Annotated in this window: 30 protein-coding genes, 4 tRNA genes and 1 pseudogene; 31 read left to right on the forward strand and 4 right to left on the reverse strand. The window is 41.6% G+C overall.

The annotated features are described in order from the left end of the window. Positions 1-70: 70 nt before the first annotated feature. From C2M30_RS07140 to C2M30_RS07235, 20 genes are all read left to right on the forward strand, one after another. A complete protein-coding gene (locus C2M30_RS07140; protein ID WP_158683343.1) occupies positions 71-1,492 on the forward strand; it encodes an aminotransferase-like domain-containing protein in 1,422 nt (473 codons plus the stop codon). A gap of 59 nt (positions 1,493-1,551) precedes the next feature. Beyond that, the gene (locus tag C2M30_RS07145) at positions 1,552-3,495 is read left to right on the forward strand and encodes an AsmA family protein (protein WP_105171173.1); all 1,944 of its coding nucleotides are present in this window, start codon (positions 1,552-1,554) and stop codon (positions 3,493-3,495) included. A gap of 385 nt (positions 3,496-3,880) precedes the next feature. Continuing rightward, a complete protein-coding gene (rplN, locus tag C2M30_RS07150) occupies positions 3,881-4,249 on the forward strand; it encodes a 50S ribosomal protein L14 (RefSeq protein WP_010562266.1) in 369 nt (122 codons plus the stop codon). A gap of 10 nt (positions 4,250-4,259) precedes the next feature. Next, a complete protein-coding gene (gene rplX, locus C2M30_RS07155; RefSeq protein ID WP_010562267.1) occupies positions 4,260-4,574 on the forward strand; it encodes a 50S ribosomal protein L24 in 315 nt (104 codons plus the stop codon). A gap of 15 nt (positions 4,575-4,589) precedes the next feature. Further along, complete coding sequence (gene rplE / locus C2M30_RS07160) at positions 4,590-5,129, forward strand: 50S ribosomal protein L5 (RefSeq protein ID WP_010562268.1); 540 nt, start codon at positions 4,590-4,592, stop codon at positions 5,127-5,129. Positions 5,130-5,139: 10 nt separating this feature from the next. After that, the gene (rpsN, locus tag C2M30_RS07165; RefSeq protein ID WP_010562269.1) at positions 5,140-5,445 is read left to right on the forward strand and encodes a 30S ribosomal protein S14; all 306 of its coding nucleotides are present in this window, start codon (positions 5,140-5,142) and stop codon (positions 5,443-5,445) included. A gap of 21 nt (positions 5,446-5,466) precedes the next feature. Beyond that, positions 5,467-5,859: a 30S ribosomal protein S8 gene (gene rpsH, locus C2M30_RS07170; RefSeq protein WP_100912392.1), complete on the forward strand. Its 393-nt coding sequence runs from the start codon at positions 5,467-5,469 to the stop codon at positions 5,857-5,859. A gap of 13 nt (positions 5,860-5,872) precedes the next feature. Further along, entirely contained in the window at positions 5,873-6,406 is a 534-nt protein-coding gene (rplF, locus tag C2M30_RS07175; protein ID WP_100912393.1) for a 50S ribosomal protein L6, read from the forward strand. A 9-nt stretch (positions 6,407-6,415) separates the two neighbouring features. Next, positions 6,416-6,766 carry a 50S ribosomal protein L18 gene (gene rplR / locus C2M30_RS07180; RefSeq protein ID WP_010562272.1) on the forward strand — a complete coding sequence of 117 codons (351 nt, stop codon included), beginning with the start codon at positions 6,416-6,418 and terminating at the stop codon, positions 6,764-6,766. Between the two features lie 9 nt (positions 6,767-6,775). Continuing rightward, positions 6,776-7,276: a 30S ribosomal protein S5 gene (gene rpsE / locus C2M30_RS07185; protein ID WP_010562273.1), complete on the forward strand. Its 501-nt coding sequence runs from the start codon at positions 6,776-6,778 to the stop codon at positions 7,274-7,276. Between the two features lie 6 nt (positions 7,277-7,282). Beyond that, positions 7,283-7,462 (forward strand): 50S ribosomal protein L30, encoded by a 180-nt coding sequence (gene rpmD, locus C2M30_RS07190; RefSeq protein ID WP_010562274.1) that lies wholly within the window; start codon positions 7,283-7,285, stop codon positions 7,460-7,462. 4 nt (positions 7,463-7,466) lie between these two features. Beyond that, positions 7,467-7,901 (forward strand): 50S ribosomal protein L15, encoded by a 435-nt coding sequence (rplO, locus tag C2M30_RS07195; protein WP_010562275.1) that lies wholly within the window; start codon positions 7,467-7,469, stop codon positions 7,899-7,901. 12 nt (positions 7,902-7,913) lie between these two features. Next, positions 7,914-9,242 (forward strand): preprotein translocase subunit SecY, encoded by a 1,329-nt coding sequence (gene secY / locus C2M30_RS07200; protein ID WP_010562276.1) that lies wholly within the window; start codon positions 7,914-7,916, stop codon positions 9,240-9,242. Positions 9,243-9,265: 23 nt separating this feature from the next. Then, positions 9,266-9,379 (forward strand): 50S ribosomal protein L36, encoded by a 114-nt coding sequence (gene rpmJ, locus C2M30_RS07205; protein ID WP_010562277.1) that lies wholly within the window; start codon positions 9,266-9,268, stop codon positions 9,377-9,379. A gap of 124 nt (positions 9,380-9,503) precedes the next feature. Further along, positions 9,504-9,860, forward strand: a complete 357-nt coding sequence (rpsM, locus tag C2M30_RS07210) for a 30S ribosomal protein S13 (protein ID WP_054981001.1) — start codon at positions 9,504-9,506, stop codon at positions 9,858-9,860. Between the two features lie 13 nt (positions 9,861-9,873). Continuing rightward, positions 9,874-10,260 carry a 30S ribosomal protein S11 gene (rpsK, locus tag C2M30_RS07215; RefSeq protein WP_010562279.1) on the forward strand — a complete coding sequence of 129 codons (387 nt, stop codon included), beginning with the start codon at positions 9,874-9,876 and terminating at the stop codon, positions 10,258-10,260. Positions 10,261-10,281: 21 nt separating this feature from the next. Then, positions 10,282-10,902: a 30S ribosomal protein S4 gene (rpsD, locus tag C2M30_RS07220; RefSeq protein WP_010562280.1), complete on the forward strand. Its 621-nt coding sequence runs from the start codon at positions 10,282-10,284 to the stop codon at positions 10,900-10,902. Positions 10,903-10,927: 25 nt separating this feature from the next. Further along, a complete protein-coding gene (locus C2M30_RS07225; RefSeq protein WP_010562281.1) occupies positions 10,928-11,914 on the forward strand; it encodes a DNA-directed RNA polymerase subunit alpha in 987 nt (328 codons plus the stop codon). 32 nt (positions 11,915-11,946) lie between these two features. Further along, the gene (gene rplQ, locus C2M30_RS07230; RefSeq protein ID WP_010562282.1) at positions 11,947-12,345 is read left to right on the forward strand and encodes a 50S ribosomal protein L17; all 399 of its coding nucleotides are present in this window, start codon (positions 11,947-11,949) and stop codon (positions 12,343-12,345) included. 238 nt (positions 12,346-12,583) lie between these two features. Then, a complete protein-coding gene (locus C2M30_RS07235; protein WP_105171174.1) occupies positions 12,584-13,189 on the forward strand; it encodes a hypothetical protein in 606 nt (201 codons plus the stop codon). Between the two features lie 60 nt (positions 13,190-13,249). Here C2M30_RS07235 and C2M30_RS07240 read toward each other — a convergent pair whose 3' ends face one another. Next, on the reverse strand, positions 13,250-13,906 hold the full coding sequence (locus C2M30_RS07240) for a helix-turn-helix transcriptional regulator (protein WP_010562284.1): 657 nt from the start codon (positions 13,904-13,906) through the stop codon (positions 13,250-13,252). 102 nt (positions 13,907-14,008) lie between these two features. Next, entirely contained in the window at positions 14,009-14,374 is a 366-nt protein-coding gene (locus C2M30_RS07245) for a histidine triad nucleotide-binding protein (protein WP_105171175.1), read from the reverse strand. A gap of 83 nt (positions 14,375-14,457) precedes the next feature. Between C2M30_RS07245 and C2M30_RS07250 the strand changes: the two genes are divergently transcribed. Further along, entirely contained in the window at positions 14,458-15,093 is a 636-nt protein-coding gene (locus C2M30_RS07250) for a DUF2057 domain-containing protein (protein WP_105171176.1), read from the forward strand. 25 nt (positions 15,094-15,118) lie between these two features. On the opposite strand, the pseudogene C2M30_RS07255 reads toward C2M30_RS07250, so the two are convergent. After that, positions 15,119-16,917, reverse strand: a pseudogene (locus tag C2M30_RS07255) (M1 family metallopeptidase). A 152-nt stretch (positions 16,918-17,069) separates the two neighbouring features. Here C2M30_RS07255 and murB point away from each other — a divergent pair. The 9 genes from murB to C2M30_RS07300 all read left to right on the forward strand — a co-directional run bounded on the left by murB (position 17,070) and on the right by C2M30_RS07300 (position 24,791). After that, a complete protein-coding gene (gene murB, locus C2M30_RS07260; RefSeq protein WP_105171177.1) occupies positions 17,070-18,080 on the forward strand; it encodes a UDP-N-acetylmuramate dehydrogenase in 1,011 nt (336 codons plus the stop codon). Further along, positions 18,068-19,057, forward strand: coding sequence for a bifunctional biotin--[acetyl-CoA-carboxylase] ligase/biotin operon repressor BirA (gene birA / locus C2M30_RS07265; RefSeq protein WP_105171178.1), 990 nt, complete (start codon positions 18,068-18,070; stop codon positions 19,055-19,057). The genes murB and birA overlap by 13 nt, the downstream gene beginning before the upstream one ends. Positions 19,058-19,059: 2 nt before the next feature. Beyond that, on the forward strand, positions 19,060-19,740 hold the full coding sequence (locus C2M30_RS07270; RefSeq protein WP_105171179.1) for a type III pantothenate kinase: 681 nt from the start codon (positions 19,060-19,062) through the stop codon (positions 19,738-19,740). A 139-nt stretch (positions 19,741-19,879) separates the two neighbouring features. Continuing rightward, positions 19,880-19,955, forward strand: a tRNA-Thr gene (locus tag C2M30_RS07275). Positions 19,956-19,998: 43 nt separating this feature from the next. Beyond that, positions 19,999-20,083, forward strand: a tRNA-Tyr gene (locus C2M30_RS07280). A gap of 43 nt (positions 20,084-20,126) precedes the next feature. Continuing rightward, positions 20,127-20,201 (forward strand) — tRNA-Gly (locus C2M30_RS07285). Between the two features lie 11 nt (positions 20,202-20,212). Beyond that, positions 20,213-20,288: transfer RNA gene (locus tag C2M30_RS07290), tRNA-Thr, on the forward strand. 138 nt (positions 20,289-20,426) lie between these two features. Then, the gene (gene tuf, locus C2M30_RS07295) at positions 20,427-21,611 is read left to right on the forward strand and encodes an elongation factor Tu (protein ID WP_010562291.1); all 1,185 of its coding nucleotides are present in this window, start codon (positions 20,427-20,429) and stop codon (positions 21,609-21,611) included. 468 nt (positions 21,612-22,079) lie between these two features. Beyond that, a complete protein-coding gene (locus C2M30_RS07300) occupies positions 22,080-24,791 on the forward strand; it encodes an ATP-binding protein (RefSeq protein ID WP_105171180.1) in 2,712 nt (903 codons plus the stop codon). Positions 24,792-24,814: 23 nt separating this feature from the next. On the opposite strand, the gene C2M30_RS07305 is transcribed toward C2M30_RS07300, so the two are convergent. Next, complete coding sequence (locus tag C2M30_RS07305) at positions 24,815-25,225, reverse strand: VOC family protein (protein WP_105171181.1); 411 nt, start codon at positions 25,223-25,225, stop codon at positions 24,815-24,817. A 220-nt stretch (positions 25,226-25,445) separates the two neighbouring features. On the opposite strand from C2M30_RS07305, the gene C2M30_RS07310 reads away from it, so the two are divergent. Beyond that, on the forward strand, positions 25,446-25,934 hold the full coding sequence (locus C2M30_RS07310) for a GNAT family N-acetyltransferase (protein WP_105171182.1): 489 nt from the start codon (positions 25,446-25,448) through the stop codon (positions 25,932-25,934). Positions 25,935-26,519 lie beyond the last annotated feature (585 nt).

Raw genomic sequence — 26,519 nt, forward strand, 5'->3', positions numbered from 1 at the left:
ACTGGTAAAAACTTTAATGCCGATCAAAAATGCAATACAGATACAGTTGCAGAATATTTTTAGGGTACAGATGGCTGAGTTCAAATACCGTCAGTTATTTTCTTACTATCAACAGCTCATTAGTAATGGCGAATTGCTACCCGGCGATAAATTGCCCTCGGTTAGGGCATTGGGCAAGCGTCACGACGTTTCTATTAGCACGGCTACTAAGGTTTTGTCTGAGCTTGAAAAGGTGACACTTATACATGCAAAGCCTAAATCGGGCTATTTTGTAAATGGCGAGAGTAAATTTAAAGCGCATAGCTATGGCAGTGATGTAATTTATAAGTGTGACTTACATGCTTTACCACTAGCGCAATCGGTACAGTATTCGTTTAATGATGAATCTATTTTGCCACTGTCCTGTACTGGCCCTTCGACCGTGCTAGATAATGAAGCATTGCTCAATAAGTTGCATCGTAAAGTATTAACCCAACGACCTTATCGTTTAAAGCAGGATAATTTTGAAGCGGGTTTGCCTAATTTGCGAAGTACGCTTGCGCAACATCTAAGTTGCAATGACTTTTCGTATGCCAGTGAAAATATCCTAATCACACACGGGCGTAGCGATGCGCTGAGCCTGGCTATGATCTCTTTATGGTTATTGCAAAAGCGGGTTGCTATTGAAGCACCATGCTCATTTTTCATAAACGCTAATATGGCGCAATTGCAAATCGACACTGTCGCTATTCCAATGCAAGCTAATTACGTCGATGAAATAGCTTTGCTCGATAAGGTGTATCAAGCCGAGCCTTTCAGTGCATATGTGTTTAATCCAAATTTTAATGACCCAACTGGGCGCTTGCTGCATGACCAAGACAAAAAGGCATTGGTCGCATGGGCGCAAGCACGTGATGTTGTGTTAATTGAATATGATCGAGGGGAGCTTTACTTTTCAGGAATGCGGCCTAAATCGATCATGCATTTTTTAACACCGCGAGATAAAACACCAGCAATTAGCATTGGCGATTTCTCAGATACGATAAGCTTTAGTTTCTCGCTTGGTTATATGGTTTGCCATCAATGTATTGAATTATGTCTTTTTACAAAACATATCACGGTAGAAAAGCCTGATATGGCAAGCCAAATGATGCTAAACGAGATGATTAGGTCATTAGAATATCGAAAATTACTCACGCGATTAAGAAAAGCAATGTGGCAGCAGTACACTGAAACCTTATTTATTTTGCGGCCACTTGTGGGTTACATAGATATACCAACAATTTCGGGGGGACCTTGTTTATGGTTAAAGTTACCTCATAGCAAAAGTTCAGAAATCCTCTTTAAACGATTAATAAAATATAATGTGGCGATTGCGCCCGGCAAAATGTTTTTAACAAGTGCTGAATTTGATAATTATTTTCGCATTACCTTTGCCTTGCCATGGCAGCCAAGAATGGTTCAAGGGCTTAATACATTGGTTCAAGAAACCTTGCGATTTTTAGAGAGTTAGGTTTTAACTTTAACGCGCGTTAGCTATAGTAGCGTTAGATGTGATTTAAGGGACACACAATGAAAACTCTCGCAAAAGTTATTGGATTTCTACTACTTGGTTTAATCGCGTTAATTGTGGCTTTGCCATTTATTATTCCGGTCGATTTTATTTTTAAACAAGTTACGCAATCGGTTGAGCAAACAACAGGGCGCACGCTCGAGATTAAAGGCGACAAAAGCCTATCGGTATTCCCTGCGCTAAAACTGGAACTAAATGATGTGACATTTGCTAACTTTGAGCAGGGTTCAAAGCCGAATATGGCAGCTATGGAGCAGCTTGCGATTCACATTCCTTACCTGTCGGTTTTATCTGGTGATATTAAACTTGAAAAGTTTGTCATTAAAAATCCAGAAATACTGCTTGAGAAAATGCCTAATGGTGAAGTTAACTGGCAGCTAGTTAATGCGTCGGGTGCGACAGAACAAAACAAGGCGCCAGAACAGCAAGGTAAAGCAAAAAGTTTACCCGAAGGCGTTGATATTCAATTAGGCGAAGTCGCGATTTATGGCGGTAGCTTCACATTTATTGATCATCAAAATAATACATCGCAAAAAGTAACAGACTTAGATTTAGCAATTCAATTACCTTCGCTTAAAAAGGACCTGAAAGTAAAAGGTGCAGTTACTTACATGGCCGAGAAATTCGAATTAGATGTAACACTTAACACTCCAGAAAAACTATTGTTAGGCCAAGATTTTACGTTAAAAACCGCATTAGATTCTCGCTTGGTTGCACTTACCTTTGATGGACTAGTTGCAAAACAGATGACTGATTTTAGTGGTAAGTTAGATGTGACGGGCGACTCGGTTAAAGCGCTTGCTAAGTGGCAAAGCCAAGCGCTTACAGCGAAAGAAAATGCATTTAATAAATTTTCAATTGCGTCAGAAATGCGTTTTGCCGGACAAGAGTTTAATCTATCTAAACTTGACGCCAGCTTAGATGACCTAGCAATTAAAGGTTCGGCAAAGGTTGCGTTAACCAAGGTGCCAAAGATTACTGCTAATGTTGATTTAGGTATGTTGAATGTGAACCCTTACTTACCTGAAAAAATTGATGTGCCAGACGAGTCGACGGAACAAAGCACCGATACACCAAGCAAGCCACAACCTATTGTGTGGGATGACAGTGAAATCGATTTATCGGCGCTTAATAGTGTAAATGCTGATATCAAAATCGCAGCGACGGGCTTTCAGTTTAAAGAAATCAAACTGGGTGAAACTAAGTTATCGCTCAAGCTTAATAATGGTACGGCACAAATCGGTTTAGACAAGTTTAAAGCGTACGAAGGCGACGGTACGGGACAAGTAGTATTAATGGCCAAGCGTGCACCATATAAACTCAATACATCGTTTTCATTTGATGGCATTCAAGCAGAACCTTTATTAACCGATGCGGTTGGTTTTGATAAATTAATGGGCAAAGGATTATTAACCATTGCGCTTAATAGCCAAGGGCAATCACAGAAGCAGTTTATTGAATCACTGCATGGCAGCGTTGGTTTTGGTTTTAACGATGGTGCCGTTAAAGGCGCTAATATTGCCGCTATGGTGCGCAGCGCAGAGCAACTTATTAAAGGCGGTGGTCTTGATGCAAAAGGGCTTGAAAAGGGCTTTGATAACGCTGAAAAAACGGATTTCTCAGAACTTGCGGGTAACTTTCAGTTTAGCGAAGGCGTGAGCAAACAGAACGAATTGACCTTAAAAAGCCCATTGATTCGCGTTACTGGCAATGGTGATATTGATCTACCGGCGACAAAAATTAACTATCGTCTGGTAACCGGCATAGTTGACTCAATTGAAGGGCAAGGCACGCAAGATAAAAGTACCGGCTTTAAAATTCCAATTCGTTTAAAAGGCCCATTGCATGATGTGCAAGTAAAGCCTGATATTGGCGAAGCGGCAAAAGACAAAGCGAAAGATAAGATCAAAGATAAGCTAAAAGATTTATTTAACAAGGAGTAGCCGTCCTTTGTTTAATCACTCGGTTCACTGAAAATATTAATAAAGACAGGTTGTCTCTCGCATGCTTTGATTAGCGGGTTTGTAAAATGTTTATTATGCATTCCCGCTAGCGCTTGAAATCGCCTTCACATACCCCCATTAATCTTTCTCAGTAAATATAAACAGCGCTGTACGTTTTTTGAACTCTTTGTTATTGCAAGGCTTTTTTTATCATTAGTTTAACGACTAAATTAATTAAAAAATAACCTACCACTTATCAGTGTTTGCTGGTACAATTGCCCGCCCTTGAGCTGTCGATGACACGCTTAATGGTGAACAAATAAACGTTTAGGTCGTGATTTCGTATGAATTTACGGCAATTTTTAACTACACCGGAGCATATAAAATGATCCAAATGCAAACTCAGCTGGACGTTGCTGATAACAGCGGCGCTCGCAAAGTGCAGTGTATTAAAGTCCTTGGCGGTTCGCACCGTCGCTACGCAGCGATTGGCGATATCATCAAAGTTTCTGTTAAAGAAGCTATTCCTCGCGGTAAAGTGAAGAAAGGTGATGTTAAAAACGCAGTAGTTGTGCGTACTAAAAAAGGCGTTCGTCGTCCAGACGGCTCTTTAATCCGTTTCGATAGCAATGCGGCAGTAATCTTAAATGATAGCTTACAGCCAATTGGTACTCGTATCTTTGGCCCTGTGACTCGTGAACTTCGTAACGATAAGTTCATGAAGATCGTTTCACTAGCCCCAGAAGTACTATAAGGAGTCGATCATGGCAGCAAAAATCCGTCGTGATGACGAAGTAATCGTACTTGCAGGTAAAGACAAAGGTAAGCGCGGCAAAGTGCTTTCAGTTGTAACTGAATCTAGTCGAGTATTTGTTGAAGGCGTTAACTTAATCAAGAAGCACCAGAAGCCAGTTCCTCAGTTGAACCAGCCAGGCGGTATTGTTGAGAAAGAAGCGTCAGTAGACGTATCAAACGTAGCGATCTTTAACCAGGAAACTGGTAAAGCGGATCGTGTAGGTTTCAAGATTGAAGATGGTAAGAAAGTACGTATCTTCAAATCTACCGGTAAAACTATCTAATAGTCGGAGTATACGATGGCGAAACTGCATGAAGTATATAAAGACAAAGTAGTAGCTGAACTAGTTAAAGAGTTCAACTACAGCTCTGTCATGCAAGTCCCTCGAATTGAGAAAATCACCCTTAATATGGGTGTGGGCGAAGCCCTAGCGGACAAAAAGATTCTAGAGAACGCAGTAAGCGACCTAGAAGCTATCTCTGGTCAGAAGCCACTTATCACTAAAGCGCGCAAATCAGTTGCTGGCTTTAAGATTCGTGAAGGCTATCCGATCGGTTGTAAAGTAACCCTACGCGGTGAGCGTATGTGGGATTTCCTAGAGCGTTTAGTCTCTATTGCGATGCCACGTATTCGTGACTTCCGCGGTGTTAGCGCAAAGTCTTTCGACGGTCGCGGTAACTATTCTATGGGCGTACGTGAGCAAATCATCTTCCCAGAAATCGATTATGATAAAGTAGACCGCGTTCGCGGTATGGATATCACAATCACTACTTCTGCGAAAAGTGATGAGGAAGGCCGTGCGTTGTTAACAGCGTTTAACTTCCCATTCAAGAAATAAGGGTAGGGTTATGGCAAAGAATTCAATGAAAGCGCGCGAAGCAAAGCGCACTAAACTAGTTGCTCAGTACGCTGAAAAGCGCGCAGCACTAAAAGCAATCATCTCTGACGTAAATGCGTCTGAAGATGATCGTTGGGACGCGGTATTAAAGCTTCAAAGCCTTCCGCGTGATTCAAGCCCTGCACGTCAACGTAATCGTTGTAACATCACGGGCCGCCCACATGGTTACCTTCGTAAGTTCGGCTTAAGCCGTATCAAATTACGCGAAGCTGCTATGCGCGGTGAAGTTCCTGGCCTTAAAAAGGCTTCTTGGTAATAGAATCACGGGAGTAAGACAATGAGCTTGCAAGATCCAATCGCGGATATGTTTACACGTGTTCGTAACGGCCAACAGGCTAAGAAGGTTTCAGTATCTATGCCTTCTTCAAAGCTAAAAATCGCCGTTGCAAAACTACTTAAAGAAGAAGGTTATATCACAGACTACGCAGTAGCTGGTGACGTTAAACCTGAGCTTTCTGTAGAATTAAAATATTTCGAAGGCAAAGCTGTAATCGAGTCTCTACAGCGCGTTAGCCGTCCTGGTCTACGTATCTATAAGAAACGTGACGAGTTACCAAAGGTAATGGGCGGTTTAGGTATTGCTATCGTTTCAACTTCTAAAGGCTTGATGACTGACCGTGCTGCACGTGGTGCTGGTATCGGTGGTGAAATCATCGGCTTTGTAGCTTAATCGGAGGGGAACTATGTCTCGCGTAGCAAAGGCACCTATCAATGTTCCTGCCGGTGTAGAAGTTACACTAGCTGGTCAGGACATCAAAGTTAAAGGTAAGAGCGGTGAGTTAACTCGCACTATCAACGATGCTGTTGAAGTAACGCTTGAAGAAAACGTAATCAAAACTCTTCCTCGCGAAGGTTTTGTTGACGGCTGGGCACAAGCAGGTACTGCTCGTGCACTAATCAACAACATGGTTGTTGGTGCAGGCGAAGGTTACGAGAAAAAACTTCAGCTAGTTGGTGTTGGTTACCGTGCAGCGGCTAAGGGTAAAGTATTAGACCTAACTCTTGGTTTCTCACACCCTGTGAACTTTGAAGTTCCAGAAGGTATCACTGTTGAAACACCTAGCCAAACTGAAATTGTGGTTAAAGGCGCAGATAAGCAGTTAGTTGGCCAAGTTGCTGCTAACATTCGCGCATACCGTGAGCCAGAGCCTTATAAAGGTAAAGGTGTACGTTATGCTGATGAACACGTGCGTCGCAAAGAAGCCAAGAAGAAGTAAGGTAGAACGATGGATAAGAAAACAGCTCGTCTACGTCGTGCAAAACGCACTCGTAGAAACTTTATTGAACAAGGCGCAACTCGCCTAGTTATCCACCGCACTCCACGTCATATTTACGCGCAAGTTGTAAATCCTGAGGGTGTTGTGGTAGCTGCTGCTTCTACTGTAGAAAAAGCGATTAGTGGTTCAATCGAAGGCACTAGCAATGTTGCAGCTGCGCAAGCAGTTGGTAAAGCAGTTGCTGAACGTGCAGTTGAGAAAGGTATCGCTAAATTATCTTTTGATCGCAGTGGTTTTAAATATCACGGCCGTGTTAAGGCGCTTGCTGATGCAGCGCGTGAAGCCGGTTTACAATTCTAGGAGCAGAGAATGGCTAACGTAGAAGTAAAGCAACCTGAATTAGCTGAAAAGCTAGTTGCAGTAAACCGCGTGTCAAAAGTAGTTAAAGGTGGTCGTATCTTTAGCTTCACTGCACTAACAGTTGTTGGTGACGGCGCAGGTAAAGTAGGTTTTGGTTACGGTAAAGCACGTGAAGTTCCTGCTGCTATTCAAAAAGCAATGGAAAAAGCACGTCGTAACATGGTAAACGTAGAATTAAACGGAAACACGTTACAGCACCCAATCAAGGGTCGTCACGCTGGTTCTAAAGTATATATGCAGCCAGCTGCTGAAGGTACAGGTATCATCGCCGGTGGTGCGATGCGTGCAGTACTAGAAGTTGTAGGTGTACATAACGTACTTTCTAAAGCATATGGTTCTACTAACCCAATCAACGTTGTACGCGCAACAATTAAAGCTCTAGACAACATGAAGTCGCCTGAGTCAGTTGCTGCTAAACGTGGTTTAAGCGTTGATAACATCCTGGGGTAAGACACGATGGCAAATACAGTAAAAGTAACTCAAGTAAAGAGCTCTATCGGTCGTTTACCGAAGCATAAAGCAACTTTACGTGGTCTTGGTTTACGTCGTATCAACCACACAGTGGAGTTAGAAGATACTCCTTGTGTACGTGGTATGATCAACCAAGTGTCTTACATGGTTAAGGTTGAGGGTTAATTCGATGCAATTGAATACACTTTCTCCAGCAGTAGGTGCAAAGAAGCCTGGTAAGCGTGTTGGTCGTGGTATCGGTTCTGGTCTTGGTAAGACTGGTGGTCGTGGTCACAAAGGTCAAAAATCTCGCTCAGGCGGTAAAGTACGCGTTGGTTTTGAAGGCGGTCAAATGCCTATGCAACGTCGTCTACCTAAGTTCGGTTTCACTTCACGCAAATCACTAGTATCTGCAGAAGTAAATCTGTTCGAAATCGCTAAAGTTGAAGGCGATGTGGTAGAACTAAGCACACTACAAGCAGCTGGTATTGTTAAAAAGAACATTCAGTTCGTTAAAGTAGTTAAATCTGGCGAAGTTTCTCGCGCGGTTACCGTTAAAGGTCTTAAAGTGACTAAAGGTGCTCGTGAAGCGATTGAAGCTGCCGGAGGCAAGATAGAAGAATAATAAGGAAGTACTATGGCTAAACCAGGTCTAGATATGCAAAGTGCACAAAGCGGCTTAGCGGAGCTGAAGCGCCGATTACTATTTGTATTGGGTGCTATCATTATTTACCGTTTAGGCTCGTTCGTGCCGATCCCTGGTATTGACGCCGCAGTATTGGCCCAGTTCTTCGAGCAACAAAAGGGCACCATTGTTGAGATGTTCAACATGTTCAGTGGTGGTGCACTTGAGCGTGCATCGGTGTTGGCGTTAGGTATTATGCCTTACATCACCGCTTCAATTATCATGCAGTTGATGACACATATGCATCCAACTTACATGGAATTGAAGAAAGAAGGTGAGCAAGGTCGTAAGAAGATCAGCCAACACACTCGTTATGCAACGCTCGTGCTAGCTACATTCCAATCTATTGGTATTGCAACTAGTTTACCAAATATGATGTCAGGCCTAGTGGTTAATCCTGGTCTTGCATTCTATTTCACTGCTGTAGTGAGCTTGGTAACTGGTACAATGTTCCTAATGTGGTTGGGTGAGCAAATTACAGAGCGTGGTATCGGTAACGGTATCTCAGTTCTAATTTTTGTTGGTATTGTAGCTAACTTGCCGTCTGCTATTGGTTCGACTGCCGAAATGGCGCGCCAAGGTGATTTACAACCGTTAGTACTACTATTGATTGCGGTAATTGTTTTTGCTGTAACTTATTTGGTAGTGTTCTTTGAGCGTGGACAACGTCGCATCGTTGTTAACTACGCTAAACGTCAGCAAGGCCGTCAGGTATTTGCAGCGCAAAGTTCACACTTACCATTGAAAGTTAATATGGCAGGGGTTATTCCACCAATCTTTGCTAGTAGTATTATTCTGTTCCCTGGTACAATTGCGAGCTGGTTCGGTCAAGGTGAAGGCCCGGTTGCTGATACATTACAAACTATCTCTTTAGCATTGTCTCCTGGACAGCCGCTATATGCGATGGTTTTAGCAGCTGCAATCATCTTTTTCTGCTTCTTTTACACTGCGTTGGTATTTAACCCGCGTGAAACAGCAGACAACCTGAAAAAATCAGGGGCATTTATCCCAGGCATTCGCCCAGGTGAGCAGACATCTAAATACATTGATAAAGTAATGACACGCCTAACTTTAGCTGGCGCATTGTACATTACCTTTATTTGTCTAGTGCCCGAGTTCATGACAATGGCATGGCAAACGCCATTCTATTTCGGCGGTACATCAATTTTGATTATCGTTGTTGTTATCATGGACTTTATGGCACAAGTACAAACGCATCTGATGTCTCATCAGTATGAGTCTGTGCTGAAAAAAGCAAACCTTAAAGGCTATGGCCGATAAGGCTTTGACTACGGAGTTAAGTTATGAAAGTACGTGCTTCCGTTAAGAAAATTTGCCGTAGCTGTAAAGTTATTAAGCGTGCAGGTGTTGTACGTGTAATTTGCAGCGACCCTAAGCATAAGCAAAGGCAAGGCTAATTAAGTCATGCAGGCTGAGCGTAAGCTCGGCCTGTTTCATTGGTAGAAATCTGATATCGGTTGGGTATCCTATACGGGCTTTCCAACAGGATGATAATCAGATTCATTTATAGGAGATATGTTAGTGGCCCGTATCGCAGGCATTAACGTTCCTGACCATAAGCATGCTGTTATCGCTTTAACAAGCATCTATGGTGTAGGTAAGACTCGCTCTAAGGCTATCTTAGCAGCGACTGGTATCGCCGAGACCACAAAAATCGGTGAACTAAATGATGAAGTTCTTGACCAATTACGTGAAGAAGTTGGTAAGTACACTGTTGAAGGTGATCTTCGTCGTGAAGTTACTCTAAATATCAAGCGTCTTATGGACCTTGGTTGTTTCCGTGGCCTACGTCACCGTCGTTCGCTTCCACTACGTGGTCAGCGTACTAAGACTAACGCGCGTACTCGTAAGGGTCCTCGCAAGCCTATCAAGAAATAAGGTGGGGTAAGTTATGGCTAAAGCACCAATCCGTCGTAAGAAGGTTAAAAAGCAAGTTGCTGATGGTATGGCTCATGTTCATGCTTCTTTCAACAACACTATTGTTACTATTACAGACCGTCAAGGTAATGCGTTATCTTGGGCAACTGCAGGTGGTTCTGGTTTCCGTGGTTCACGTAAATCTACGCCATTCGCTGCACAGGTTGCTGCTGAGCGTGCAGGTACTGCTGCTCAGGAATATGGTTTAAAGAACCTAGAAGTATTCATCAAGGGCCCAGGTCCAGGTCGTGAATCTTCAGTTCGTGCATTAAATGCACTAGGTTACCGTATTACAAACATTACTGACGTGACGCCAATTCCACACAATGGTTGTCGTCCACCGAAGAAACGTCGCGTATAACAATAGGTTAGGAGAAATAACATGGCAAGATATTTGGGCCCTAAGCTCAAGCTAAGTCGTCGTGAAGGTACTGACCTGTTCCTTAAGAGCGGCGTTAGAGCAATCGACTCTAAATGTAAGCTTGAAACAGCACCAGGTCAACACGGCGCTCGTAAAGGTCGCCTATCTGACTACGGTTTACAATTACGTGAAAAGCAAAAAGTTCGTCGTATCTACGGTGTACTAGAAAAGCAATTCCGTAACTACTATAAAGAAGCTGCTCGTCTTAAAGGCAACACAGGTGAAAACCTACTTCAGCTTCTAGAACAACGTTTAGACAACGTAGTTTACCGCATGGGTTTCGCTAGCACACGTGCTGAAGCTCGTCAGTTAGTAAGCCACAAAGCAATCGTTGTTAATGGTCAAGTTGTAAACATTCCTTCATTCACAGTTTCAGCTGAAGATGTAGTTGAAATCCGTGAGAAGGCTAAGAAGCAAGCTCGTATTACTGCAGCTGTAGAACTAGCTGAGCAACGCGAGAAGCCAACTTGGGTTGAAGTAGACACTAAGAAGCTAGAAGGTACATTTAAGCGTTTACCTGAGCGTTCTGATCTGTCTGCAGAAATTAATGAACAGCTAATCGTCGAACTTTACTCGAAGTAAAGTTAAAAGATAAGAGAGGATACACATGCAGGGTTCTGTTACCGAATTCCTAAAGCCAAAATTAGTCGATATCGACGCTGTAAGTACATCGCGTTCTAAAGTGATTTTAGAGCCGCTAGAGCGTGGCTTTGGTCACACTTTAGGTAATGCACTTCGTCGTATTTTACTTTCATCAATGCCAGGTTGTGCAGTGACTGAAGTTGAAATCGACGGCGTACTACACGAATACAGTGCGAAGGAAGGTGTTCAAGAAGACATCATCGAAATTCTACTAAACCTTAAAGGTTTAGCAGTTTCTTTACACGAGAAAGATGAAGTATTTCTAACGCTGACTAAATCAGGCGTTGGCCCTGTAACCGCTGCTGATATTCAACACGATGATAGTGTTGAAATTGCTAACCCAGATCACGTGATTTGTCACCTGACGACTGATAGCAGTGAAATCAGCATGCGTATTCGCGTTCAACGTGGCCGTGGCTACGTTCCAGCGTCGAGCCGTATTTCCTCTGAAGACGATGAGCGCCCAATCGGTCGTTTGTTGCTAGATGCATCATTTAGCCCGGTTGAGCGTATTGCGTACTCGGTTGAATCAGCACGTGTTGAGCAACGTACAGACTTAGATAAGCTTATTATCGATATGGAAACAAATGGTACGATTGATCCTGAAGAGGCAATCCGTCGTGCATCTACTATTCTAGCTGAGCAATTAGACGCATTCGTAGATTTACGTGATGTGGCTGAGCCAGAAGAGAAGGAAGAGAAGCCGGAGTTTGATCCGATTCTACTTCGTCCAGTTGATGATTTAGAGCTTACTGTACGTTCTGCGAACTGTCTGAAAGCCGAGCAAATTCAATATATCGGTGATCTTGTTCAGCGTACTGAAGTTGAGCTTCTTAAAACACCAAACCTTGGTAAGAAGTCACTTACAGAAATTAAAGACGTGCTTGCATCACGTGGTCTATCTCTAGGTATGCGCCTAGAAAACTGGCCGCCAGCAAGCTTAGCTGAATAATCAACGATAAGTTTAGTTAGAAGGATAGGGTCATGCGCCATCGTAAGAGTGGTCGTCAATTAAACCGTAACAGCAGTCATCGTAAAGCGATGTTCAGCAACATGGCAAGTTCTTTGGTGAAGCACGAAATCATCAAAACTACTGTGCCAAAAGCGAAAGAGTTACGTCGTGTAATTGAACCTTTAATCACACTGGCTAAGACTGATAGCGTTGCAAACCGTCGTTTAGCGTTTGCTCGCACGCGTGATAAAGAAGTAGTTGGTAAATTGTTCACTGAGATTGGTCCTCGTTTCGCGGATCGTCCAGGTGGTTACACTCGTATTCTTAAGTGTGGCTTCCGTGCAGGTGACAACGCGCCAATGGCTTACATTGAACTACTAGATCGCCCAGCGACTGAAGAAGTTCAAGAAGACGCGCAGTCTGCAGAGTAAGATTTAAAGAATTAAAAAGCCGAGCAAATGCTCGGCTTTTTTACGTCTAAAATTTAACAATTCAACTTTCTATTGCTTTACATGGCATCTGGCTGCTTTGCCGCTATATACTGTTGTTAGCTCATTTACCCAATCAGGCAAGCATAGCTTGCTGCTCCAATTTAGTTGTTTAGAGGTTGAGAAATTAATTCCGCATCCGTATAATCCGCGCCTCTTCTCAATGTTTCAATGGATTATGATGAAAAAAACTATTCTATTCCTTACCTTAGCCGGATTATCTCAGTTTACTTATGCAGCGGAAGAAGCTGAGCAGCCATCACCAAGTCCAATTAAGTTTGGCTTGTACGCAGGTCTTACCTATGGTGGTGATGAAGTAGGTAAGCTTTACTACGAAGATGATTCGACAGAACGTGTTAAAGCAGGTGGTTTGTACACTGTTGGTGCTTCATTATCAGCTAATGTTTGGCAGCAAGTCGATGTGCAGGTAAACCTTGGCTATCATGCTGATTCAGCAAGCGCTTCTAACGGCGATATGACATTCTCACGCGTTGTATTTGAAGCAATTCCTTACTACCGTTTAAATGAATCGGTATCGCTTGGTTTGGGCCTTACGTTACATTCAAATGTTGAGTTTGATAGTGACTTTACTGAAGATGCGACTTTTGAGTCTGCAACGGGTGTGGTGTTATCGGGTAAGTATGCATTAGCAAATACAAACAGTGAATTCGAGTTCCGCTTTGTATCGCAAGAATACACGCTTGAAAAAGTAGGCAGCTTTAACGTTATGCAAGATTACACAGTAGATGCTAAACACCTAGGTGTTTACTATCACTACATGTTTTAGTGAAAACATAAAAAAACGCCAAGCATTTGCTTGGCGTTTTTATGTAATCTTCAAAGAGTATTATCGCAACTCATTAGGCATATTATATTGCGCCCATGAAAGTAGCTCGATGCGGTTACGACAGTTAGTTTTTCTAAACGCACTATATAAGTGTGTTTTTACCGTGTGCGGGCTGATATTAAGCTCGTCGGCTATTTCTTTATTCTTTGCGCCTTTACTCATTAGGCTAATAATTGCGCGCTCGCGCTTTGTTAATTTCACTGGCTCTAATTCAGCGTCTGTGATCTGATTAATGGCTTCTTTATTGAACTGTAATAAGCGGTTCAATGCGCTACACATTACATCACGGCGGAACCATAATTGATTATCAAGCAGTAAGCGAATGCCTTTCATTAATACATCAGCATTATCTGTTTCATAGAATACACCACGAATACCTGATAAAAGAGCGCGATTAGCGAGTTCAGTATTATCGCTGATGTTAAACAAAATAATGTCACAGTCAGTGTTTAGTTCAGAAATATGTGTTTGTAAACGTTGCCAAACATTATCACCGTTAGATTCGATAAATAATAAGCGCGTGTTGCTTGGTACATCTTTACCATCAAACCCGTGTAAAACGTTTAGACCTTGGGTGGTTAGTAATGGTTTTAAAACTTCTAATCCTGAATTATTAGTAGGATTAGTGTTCAAAATGATAAACGCTGTGTTATTCATTGTTTAACTCAAAAAATAAAGCTTCTACTTAAATTAATAGCAGAAGCTTAACATAATATTTAGACTTTTGTATTGTTTTTTTAAACTAATTAATACTTTTATCTAGGTCTTTGCATTATCTGTATACGGTGGCCAACCTAGCATTTTGCCTGCTAGCATGTGCAGGTGAATATGAAAAACTGTTTGCCCTGCATTTTCGTTACAGTTCATAACCACACGGTAGCCTTCATCACTAAAGCCATGCTCTGTTGCTAGCTGTTTAGCAACGTAATACAAGTGGCCTATAAGCTCTCGATCGTCTAATGCAATGTCGTTAATTGTAGCGATTGGCTTTTTCGGAATAATAAGTACATGGAAAGGTGCTTGTGGGTTTATGTCCTTAAATGCAAGACTTAGCTCATCTTCATAGACAATATCGGCTGGAATTTCGCGATTAATAATTTTGGTGAAAAGGGTTTCTTGACTCATACCAACATCCTAGTAGTAATTCTGTTCGAATTATGCCAGTTTAGATTGATGGAATATATCTGCAAGGGTTTATTGAAACGAGTATGAAAAATCTATTAGCACTCAGTTTGTTATTACCAAGTTTAGCGTATGCCGCAACGGTAAAGTTTTCAGAAGAGTTAATCCCGCTACAAGTGAATGAGAGTAAAGTAGAGCATTCACTCTTTTCAAGTGTTGATGAAGTGACAGTGTCACAAGGCCAGCATAAAATCAAAGTCAAGTATAAAGACCTTTACGAAATTGATTATGATGAACATGAAGTCATTGAGTCAGAGCCATTTTGGCTTGTGATCAATATTGAAAATAGCGAGGCAACTTATCAGCTTTCAATGCCACGTGCTGATGATATTGATGGTGCAAAGCAGTATATTAAAAACCCGTTTGTAACCTTCAAAGAGCTAGGAGCTAACAGCCAAGCATTGCGTTTAGAACCTGTAAAAGCGCAAGTAGTACTCTCTACGGAACAGAAAAATAAGACACATTTGCCTGCTACAACTGCAAGCGCGCCATCTAATAGCGTTGCGCCAAAGTCGTCATCTAAAATTCAAGTGGTTGCTGAAAAATCACCTAACGCACCAGTTAGTCAACAACCTAGTGCGCTAAGTATGCTTGAGTTTTGGTGGTCACAAGCCAGTGAGCAAGAAAAAGCAGCATTTTTAGCAAATAAAAAAGGCAGCTAAGCGCTGCCTTTTAAAACCAGAAAACTTATTTAAATAAGTTTTCTACAGTACCCTGAGCAAGCGGGTGATAACCGGGCTTTGCTTTTTGGTAAACCGCAAGTGCCCACTCTTTTTTGCCATTGGCAATAAGCGCTTTATATAGCGGGACAATTAACTTACGACGCCCAATACCAACAAGGTGCTCTTCCAGTGGGCCATAGATTGGCTGGTAACCATTACCAACAGCAAGCATATACCAAGCAAAGCTTAATTCGTCGTTAGTTGAATGTGTTAAGTTATAGGCTTTATCTAATTGGGTCATTTTATCAATTGATAAATCGCGCGGTAGATTATTGATAAAGTGAAGCCATTCATGCACGGTCCAGTTGTTTGTCGGCAATGCTTGTACATCACCATTCTCTAGCCATACTTTTGCAGCAGTATCTACGTTGATAAAGGCATTTGATGTTGGATTTGGTGCATCAGCAGGTAAACCTGGTTGGTGGATCATTCTTTTGCTTTCTCTACCGATACAATACCAGGGTATTTGTTTAGTAGATTTTCAGCGAGATACTTCTCAAATTCAGCTGTGGTAAGCGATTTAAAAGAATATTCGTTAAAGTATGAACGTACAAACTTATCAAAACGATCGCGGCCAAATTTTTCTTCTAGGTAAATCAAAAATAGCATACCTTTAATGTAAGGTACTTTGCTAAACGCATCATCCGGATCGCGGCCATTTAACTTTAGGTTTAATCGCGTATCGCCTTGGTCTAAGTTCGGCATTTGGCCTTTTAGCGCTGCGGTATCGAGTGCCTGTTCCATTACTGCGCGGTCACGACCAAACACTTCTTCCATAATGCGGTTTTCTACGTATGAAGTGAAACCTTCATTTAGCCATAGATCTTCCCAAGTAGCGTTTGTAACAAGGTTGCCCGACCATGAGTGAGCAAGCTCATGCGCAATCAGATTTACAAGGCTCTTATCACCAGCAACAACAGTTGGGGTAATAAATGAAAGACGAGGATTTTCCATACCACCAAATGGGAAGCTTGGTGGCAGCATTAATAAATCGTAACGACCCCATGCATATTCACCGTAAATCGCATTGGTTTTTTCAATCATGGTTTGCGTATCATTAAACTCAGCAACCGATGCATCCAGAATTGTTGGCTCTGCAAAAATCGCGGTTTGGTGCGACATTTCTTTATATTCTAAATTACCTGCGCCAATCGCAATTAAGTAAGGAGGAATAGCTTGTGGCATGGTGAACTGGTAATCACCGTCTTTAATAAATGCATCAGTGTTATCAGCACTCATTACCGCACGTACATCTTTTGGTGTTTGAATACGGGCAGTATATGTTACACGCATCGCTGGAGTATCTTGTACCGGGATCCAGCTACGTGCGTGAATTGCTTGCGATTGGCTATACATAAATGGTTGCGTTTTAGTTGCGGTTTGCTCAGGAGTTAACCACTGTAGGCCAGACGCTTGTGGCAAGCTGTTGTAGTAAACGCGCACTTTCTCGGCTTGATTAGCAAAGTTAATAGTCAGCTTTGAGCCTCTAACGCCGTCATCTTTGGCAAGCTGCCAACTTGCTTGACGCCATTTTCCTGCGTTGTCTTTGTATAGCACTTTATCAATTTCTAAATCGCGCGTATCTAACACTAACTGGTTTGCATTCTTTTGTTGCCAATCTAACGTATGCTCAGCAAAGCCTTGTAGTTGTTTATTTTCAAAGTCGATTTCAAGGTCTAAATGAATGTGCGTAGAAAGAACATCGTTTAAATTACCAAATGTATGCTCGTCATATGCGGCGTGAGAGGTGCCAGATAATGTCATTGCTACTAAGCTAGCAATAGTGGTTAGCTTCATGTGCTTTTCCTAAAACGGGTTGTATACAATTGGCGTCAATAATACGCATTTCTATACGTCGAGTAAAAGAATGCGTTAATATGTGCATACTTTCATTGTTATTACCTTGAGAATTACTTTTGATTTCATTATCTCAACTCCATACTTTCGCGTTACCGGCATATGCAAAGCGCTTAATACGCATTGAAGACCCAACTGAGCTACAAACAATAGACTGGCAAGCGCCATTTATTGTACTCGGTGAGGGGAGCAATACGGTATTTGTTGATGATTACCAAGGGGTGATAATTCAAATCGCAAATAAAGGAATAGAGATTTCAGAAAGCACTGACGCGTATATCTTAAACGTTGCCGCTGGTGAAAACTGGCATCAATTAGTCACCGACTGCACTGAGCAGGGTGTTTATGGTTTTGAAAATTTGGCGCTTATTCCGGGCACAGTTGGTGCTGCACCCGTACAAAACATTGGTGCGTACGGTGTAGAAGTAAAAGACTTAATCACAAGTGTATCAGGCTACAACATTGAGCTGGGTGAATATCAAACATTAACCGCTGCAGAATGCCAATTTGCGTATCGTGATTCAATTTTCAAGCATGCCTTGCTAGGCAAGTTTGTTATTACATCGGTTGAATTTACGCTGACAAAAGCGTGGCAACCTCAATTAACTTATGGACCGTTGCAAGAACTGAATACGCCAAATGCGCTACAAGTAATGAAAGCAGTTATTGCAATTCGTTCAAGCAAACTACCTGATCCTGCGGTTGAGGCAAACAGTGGTAGCTTTTTTAAAAACCCTATCGTGCCAAATACATTAATCGAAAGCTTACATACGCAATATGAAAATATGCCTACTTACCCTGTTTGCACAAATACGACAAAATTAGCCGCCGGTTGGTTAATAGAAAAAGCAGGGCTAAAAGGGTTTAAGATGGGCGGTGTGCAGGTGAGTAATAAGCAGGCTTTAGTGTTGATTAATACTGGCACTGCAACGAGTGATGATCTGTTGGCGATGGTAGCGCACATTCAAAACAAGGTGTTCTCACAATTCGGTGTTGTACTTGAACATGAAGTTCGCCTTGTTGCTAAAACTGGTGAAACCAAAGTTGAGGTTGCAACATGTCGCAAATAAAAGGCACTAAGCTTGCGGTATTGCAAGCGCTGCAAGGTGGCGAGTTTATCTCTGGTCAACATCTTGGTGAGCAACTGGGCATAAGCCGTGCGGCGGTAGCAAAACATATTAAGTCACTATGTGAGCTCGGCCTTGATATCTATAAAGTGAATAACAAAGGGTATTGTCTTAAACAAGATATCGGTTTAATTGCGAAAGCAGTGGTTGAAAACGAATATCAAAAATTATCAGGGCAGGTTGGTAACTTCGAAACATTTGCAAGTGTCGACTCTACGAATACCGAATTAATGCAACGTCTTGCAAGTAAGCAAGTGGTTACATCAGGAACTGTGGTTGTAGCTGAAATGCAAAATGCAGGGCGCGGCAGACGTGGCCGTGTTTGGCAATCACCATTTGGTGCTAACCTATATTATAGCTACTACTGGCTACTGGATGATGGTTTACAAGCAGCAATGGGTGTCAGTGTTGCGGTTGGTTTAGCTGTATTTGATTGCTTACATACCCTTTATGGTTTGCAAGTTAGTTTAAAGTGGCCAAATGATATTTTAGTGAATAACCAAAAGTTAGCAGGGGTATTAGTTGAGTTAGATGGTCAACCAGAAGGGCCATGTCATTTAGTTATTGGTATTGGATTGAATATCGCGATGCCAGAAAACGCCAGTGAACATATTGACCAAGCTTGGATTGACCTGAAACGACTTGGCATGCAAGTGAATAAAAATGTGTTAATCGCTCAGCTTACTTATTGTTTAGAGCAACGGTTAGCCCAGTATCAAGTATCAGGGTTAAGTGATATGTATCAAGAGTGGAATAATGTTAATGCGTTTGCAGAGCAACTTGTCACGTTAAACACGGGTCAAAAAACTTGGCAAGGAATATGTGTTGGCATTGATCCACAAGGTGGTTTAATTTTACGTCAAGACGGCAATGAAAAAACCTACTATGGCGGTGAAATTTCTGTGCGTAAGGTTATGTAACAATGAAGCTGTTAGTTGATGTAGGTAATACCGCACTTAAATTAGCGCTATACAAAAATGATGAAATTACGTTTATTAGCCAGCACGAAGTTAATTGGCAGGATATTAACCAAGTGCTTATCGCCAGTGTTCGCAGTAATCAGCAACTTGATAGTCTAATTAGCGATGCGAATGAGCTCGGGGTTGAAGTGATTATTGCAAAAGTATCAGCCGAGCACAATGGAGTTAGTTGTGCTTATCAACAGTTTCATAATCTCGGCATTGACCGCTGGCTTGTGGTGCTTGCGGCAGCGCAACTCTATGCGGGTCAATCAGCAATTATTGTAGATGCAGGTACAGCAACGACAGTTGACGTATTAATTGAAGGTAAAACACATCAAGGCGGCTGGATTATTCCGGGAATAGATTTGATGATGGAGTCAATCACATCGCGCGCGGAAAAAGTATTTGCCAGCGAACAGGTGTCGTTTGAAAACGCCGTCGGTATTAATACGCCAGAAGCATTAAGTTATGGTTGTTTAGCAGCCAGTTTAGGTTTGGTTGCGCAAGCAAGGCACTTATTTGGTGATAATATTCGCGTATTGTGTACGGGTGGTTATGGCAAGCTACTGTCAGATCATCTTGAAAATAGCGAATTCATTGAAGATTTGGTGTTGCGCGGGTTGGTTGCTTATGCGAAATAGCAGGATAACCGCATAAAACTGCAGCGATTTGACTAAATCTTCAACGTTTAAACGGTATCTTTAACTTTTTTTAAAATAAATGGTTGCATATCGTAAAACCTTGCCTTAGAATCTCGCCCCGTACTTAAGCAGTATACGTGCCGACTTAGCTCAGCTGGTAGAGCAACTGACTTGTAATCAGTAGGTCATCCGTTCGACTCGGATAGTCGGCACCATTTTACTTTCACTATATGAAAGTCTAGCTTTAAAAGAATTTGTGGAGGGGTTCCCGAGCGGCCAAAGGGATCAGACTGTAAATCTGACGGCATTGCCTTCGATGGTTCGAATCCGTCCCCCTCCACCACTTACTCTTGACGGTTAGAGGTAGTTAAGAACAGGTTCCGAAAGCGGGCATCGTATAATGGCTATTACCTCAGCCTTCCAAGCTGATGATGCGGGTTCGATTCCCGCTGCCCGCTCCAGTTTCTGGTGTGCTGATATAGCTCAGTCGGTAGAGCGCACCCTTGGTAAGGGTGAGGTCGGCAGTTCAAATCTGCCTATCAGCACCAGTATCGAGTTCAACCTTTCTTAAATATTTTCCACTTCCTTTAATTTGTCATAAACTTATTCAATTATTTGAATACGTCTGCGCTTGTTGTAGACACTTTTACATGTAATTTTAGTTATATAACTTTATAGGTTCCGTCATGGCAAAAGAAAAGTTTGAACGTTCGAAACCGCACGTAAACGTAGGTACAATCGGCCACGTTGACCACGGTAAAACAACTCTAACAGCAGCAATCACTAACGTACTTGCAAAAGTATACGGTGGTGAAGCGAAAGACTTCGCAGCAATCGATAACGCTCCAGAAGAGCGTGAGCGTGGTATCACAATCTCAACTTCACACGTTGAGTACGATACACCAACTCGTCACTACGCACACGTAGACTGTCCAGGACACGCGGATTATGTTAAAAACATGATCACAGGTGCTGCACAGATGGACGGCGCAATCCTAGTAGTAGCTGCGACTGATGGCCCAATGCCACAGACACGTGAGCACATCCTTCTTTCACGTCAGGTTGGTGTACCTTACATCATCGTATTCATGAACAAATGTGACATGGTTGACGACGAAGAACTACTAGAGCTAGTAGAGATGGAAGTTCGTGAACTTCTTTCTGAGTACGATTTCCCAGGTGACGACCTACCACTAATCCAAGGTTCAGCGCTTAAAGCACTAGAAGGCGAGAAAGAGTGGGAAGACAAGATTGTTGAGCTTGCAGAAGCACTAGACACTTACATCCCAGAGCCAGAGCGTGACATCGATAAGCCATTCATCATGCCTATCGAAGACGTATTCTCAATCCAGGGTCGTGGTACAGTAGTAACAGGCCGTGTTGAAGCTGGTATCATCAACGTGAACGACGAAGTAGAAATCGTAGGTATTAAAGAAACTACGACTACTACTTGTACGGGTGTTGAAATGTTCCGTAAGCTTCTAGACGAAGGTCGTGCTGGTGAGAACATTGGTGCACTTCTACGTGGTACTAAGCGTGATGAAGTTGAGCGTGGTCAGGTTCTATGTAAGCCTGGTTCAATCAAGCCTCACACTAAGTTCACTTCAGAAGTATACGTACTATCTAAAGATGAAGGTGGTCGTCACACGCCATTCTTCAAAGGCTACCGTCCACAGTTCTACTTCCGTACAACTGACGTAACTGGTGATATCCAATTACCAGATGGCGTAGAAATGGTAATGCCAGGCGACAACATCAAGATGACTGTTGAGCTAATCGTTCCAATCGCGATGGACGAAGGTCTACGTTTCGCGATCCGTGAAGGTGGCCGTACAGTAGGTGCTGGTGTTGTAGCAACTATCGAAGACTAATTCTTGATAGTTAATGCATAAGCATTGAAAAACCCGAGTTTAGGCTCGGGTTTTTTTATGTCAAAAATACCTATATTTTATTTAACGTTCTCGTTTCACATCATTTTATATTACCGACCGCTTGCGATAACTTGCCTTGAACAGTCGTTCAGAAACAGCGTACTTAGCTTTTAAGTATGTTACTTTGTAGAGCTGTTGAATGAATGGAACTTCGTCATTCGCTATTCATTAATATTCAGCGTTACTTATTACCCCATATCGCGTTTGTTGCAAAATTAACGCTTCGCTATCCCAAGAGTTATGTATTGCTCTAGTGCTTCAAAAGCCTAATGCGATCTGTTACCCGCTATAATTTTATATAGATGCCTTAGCAAGCACGTGACACATTTAAGCATTTGATTAATCGTATTATGAACTAACTTTTGTGCTATGTTTAAACAGTTCATTATACAAAATAAGGCTTACTGAATGCCGCTTACTCTTACAAGATTACTTCGCAACGATGTAGTTGTTTTCGTACTCATCGTGCTTGGTTATTATTCTTTTGGTGTATTCGGTACTTTCTTTCGTATAGAGCCTGGTTTTGCGAGCGCAGTATGGCCAGCTGCAGGGTACGCCGCAATTGTCGCACTGCGCTATGGCAGTAAGGCATATATACCACTTTTTGTAGGCGCTTTACTGGCCAATATTTATAGTTCTGGAAACGATATTTTTTCCGTTTCTGCTTCCGATTTAATATGGAACAGTGTTCGTGCTGCGGGCGCTTTGTTGCAGGCTGCCATTAGCTGTTTGCTCTTAAAAAAATTGTGCGATTTTCCACTTAGCCTAAATGCAGCAAAACCTTTATTAAAAGCGCTAGTTTTAGTCAGTCCGTTTGCTTGTATGGTGTCTGCAACAATTGGTACTAGCTCTTTATACTTACAGGGCATTATTCCATTTAGCATCGTCGATTTTGTTTGGTTCACTTGGTGGGTTGGTGACAGTGTTGGCGTGCTGTTTTTCTTCCCATTATTTGGCATGTTACTTCCATCTAAGCTTTTTAGCCCAGTGAGTAACGTTAAAGTTGTATTGGTTACAGGTACCTTATTGCTGATATCTGTGTGCTTTACATTTTCTTATTCAAAAGAAGTGTATCGTAAAAATTTAAACCTAACTTTCGCAGACATTACTGAAAAGAAAGTTTACGAATTACAAATACTCAAACGACAAATCGAAACTAATCTGTTTGCTTTGGCAACCTTGTTTCGTAATGGTATTGATCCTAATATTGATGAATTCCAGTTAATTGCATCGTCTCTTAATAATGGCGGTATTCCTTACCGTGCAATTGCTTGGTTAGACTGTTTAGAGCGTGAAGAGTCGCAAGCTTGGTATGAAAAACAGTCTGAACGAGGGCTGGAAGGGTCAAAACTTAGAATCATCGATGAAAGCAGGCAGTTTTCACAAATTTTTCCGATCGGTCTAACAGCGCCATACTCGACTAATAGTTTGGCTATTGGTCTCGATTTAGCGAGTCACCCAATTGCAGGTGATACCGTATTTGAAGCGATAAATGCACGGGCAATTAAAGCAACACCGCCGGTTCGATTACAGCAACAATCAGATAAATTAACAGGCAATGTAATTTACTTTCCGGTATTTAGAAATAGTGACGACAAGCTATTAGGTATCGCCGAAGTGGTGATTGAAGTTGATAAGTCGCTTGAAAAGCTAATGCTTGAAGATGCATCTTCAGATTATTATCACTTTTCAATTTCAGATAAACAATCGCCTAGTTCGCCGTATGTTGCAGGTTTAGAACAGCAACACAATACGAGTCATAGCTTACACTTCGCTAAATCTTATCAGTTAGCGTGGTTTGGCCGCGATTGGCTAGTTCATTTTGAGAGTACCGATAGTTTTGAAAATACCAAAAAGGATTGGTTAAGTTGGCTTACACTCATTGTGGGTTTTATTATTGCCGCAATTGGTGTGATGTTTACTTTAATTATTGCGGGTTTTAACGATCAGCTAAAGCGTAAGGTAAAAGACAAAACAGCACAATTAGCCACAGTAATTGAGCAACTAAAAAAAGCCGACCAAGTAAAGAACGAATTTATTGCAAATATGAGTCATGAAATTCGTACCCCGTTAAATGTTGTTTTATCCACATTGCAATTGCTAAGAAAATCCAAACAAGCGGCAAAAGAGCAAGAGCTAACTGACAGTGCTCTTTCTTCGGGCAAAACACTGCTAACTATAATTAATGATATTCTTGATATATCTAAGTTAGAAGCAGGAAAACTCGAAATTGAATCTACTGAATTTGATTTAGAAAAATTGGTTAAAGACACGGTAACCGAGCAAAAGAGTATTGCAGATGAAAAACAATTAGTTGTGAAACTGCATTCAACGTCTTCAGTAACAGGTGTGTGGAAAGGTGACCCGACGCGTATTAAGCAGATCTTACTCAACCTAGTTAGTAACGCAATTAAGTTTACAGACTCAGGTCAAATTGACGTCAGGGTTGTAAAGTATAAGCGAGGTATTAAAGTCGAAGTAGCAGATTCAGGCATTGGTATGAGCGATACCCAAGTAACACGTTTGTTCGAACGGTTTGAACAGGCCGATACATCGACAACACGTCGATTTGGGGGCACAGGTTTAGGGCTTGCAATCGTTGCACAACTCGTTCACCTAATGAAAGGTAAAATTGAAGTGACGAGTGAGCTAAACAAAGGTTCTCAATTTAAACTCACAATTCCATTGATACATGAAAGTCGTGAAGTATTAGAACCACGAGATGATGCACAGTTAACGATGCCGTCACTCAATGGCACAACCATTTTGTTGGCTGAAGATAATAAAGTAAATCAAACTGTGTTTAAGGCAATTATGGCGCCAGCGAAAGCAACACTATTAATCGCTGAAAATGGAAAACAAGCAATCGACTTGTTTCAACAAGAAAACCCAGCCATCATTTTTATGGATATTCAAATGCCAGAGATGGATGGTGAGCAAGCTTGCAAATATATTCGGCAACTAAATAACACCATTCCAATAGTTGCGTTAACTGCGAACGTACTTGAAAGTGATGTAACAAGGTATTTAAGTGAAGGGTTTAACGCTCATCTTGCAAAACCCATTGATATTAATAAATTAATTGAGACCTTAGTCCAGTTAACTGTAGCTAGCGAGTAGCATATTAGAAGGGCAAGTGTAAGCTAGTCGCTATTTCGCTCAGAAGGCAGATCACTTAAATACTCGACAAACTCCACTTCAAATCCGTCAGGGTCAATAAAATAGGCATTTTTACGAAAAGGGTGCTCACTGCTTTTATCGACAAAAAAGCCTGCGTCACACATACGCATTATGAGTGCATCTAAATTACTTACTACATAGGCAAAGTGCGCGAGTCCTGTTTGATGGCCAGAGAGTTTTCTTATCTCTCCCTCACCATGGTCACTTAATGCAATATAATTAAAATCGTCGCCAAAGTGCAGCCATTGCCGCGGCTTACCGTACCAATCACCACTTCCTTTTGAGCGAATTTGCCAGTGTGGAAAAGCAGCTTGATAAAAAGTCAGTGACTTATTTAGATCAGTAACAACTAAATTAACGTGTTCCAAAAACATTGTGGTTCCTTATTTTAATGCTGAAGTTGATATCAAGACTGAATATTTGTTTAAAGTACAAAGGTAGCGTGTAAATGAGTGCATAAAATCATTCCTTAAATTGAGAAAGCAGGATGACTATAAAAGCTCAAGTTAGATTGAGGTAAAGCGCTATTTATATTTTTTTTAAAAGCGGTTTTGTGTGATGATTGACAAATTATTGGTCAAATGAGTTATAGCAGTGGAAGTAGTTGTAGTAGAACAAACCAACATGCGTGTGTATTTAAACTTGTTACAAGGGTATGAAGCTGAGTTTTCAAAAATCACAGGTAAATTACCTAACCACATGGGGCTGTTCGATCTCGACACAGAGCTGGTTGATAATGTTTTTGGTTTGCTCTGTTATTTAGAAGGTAAGCCAATTGGCTTTGCAGCAATCAAACAAGTTGCTAGTAAACAATTTGAGGTGTGTGAGTTTTACATAGTTCCAAGTTTAAGAGAGCAAGGGTTAGGACGTAAATTCGCGAGTTGGATTTGGCAGCATTATGGTGGTGCATGGCAGATTAAACAGATTGCGGGTGCAAGTAAGGCAACGCAATTTTGGCGAAACGCAATCACAAGCTTCAATGCAAACTACACTGAAACAAAGATTAATGATGAATATTGGGGTGAGGTGACGCAGCAATCATTTAATACTGAGGCCCAAAATTCACAAGTAAACTCGTTTTAAAAAGCATTTTTTAGAAGAAAACGTACAAAAACGAGCAGTTTTGTACGTATTTCACCCAAACGATCCAAAAAACTAAAAAAAGTTTGAAATAGGGGTTGATCCAAATTCGGATCTCTCTATAATGCGCCTCCACCAACACGGGGAACGACGCAGCATAGCAGCGAATCACGAGTTGGTTGAGTCAAGTAAAACTGAGTTTTGAACGTTTTCAAAATAAAAAGAAAATAATCAAAATTAAGTGTTGACAAAAAATTAGGAAAGCGTAACATACGCAGCCCTAACAGCGACGAAGCGTCGCGGCAAACACAAAGTTGTTTGCACTGTTCTTTAAAAATTTAAGCAATCATCTGTGTGGGCACTCGTACAGGTTAAGTTCTAACATACGCTTTTAAAGCGTAACAAAATTTAGACTTAATTGAACTGAGTGACCAAAGGAAATAAACATAGTTTATTTCAGCACAGTCAATTCGATTTCTCATCTCTTGTAGATGGGATATCAAAATCAGAATTCATTGAGTCGGAACTTATGTTCCAAACACTTTTTAATTGAAGAGTTTGATCATGGCTCAGATTGAACGCTGGCGG

It is taken from the genome of Pseudoalteromonas sp. T1lg24 (assembly GCF_002964745.1).
Classification (GTDB): domain Bacteria; phylum Pseudomonadota; class Gammaproteobacteria; order Enterobacterales; family Alteromonadaceae; genus Pseudoalteromonas; species Pseudoalteromonas spongiae.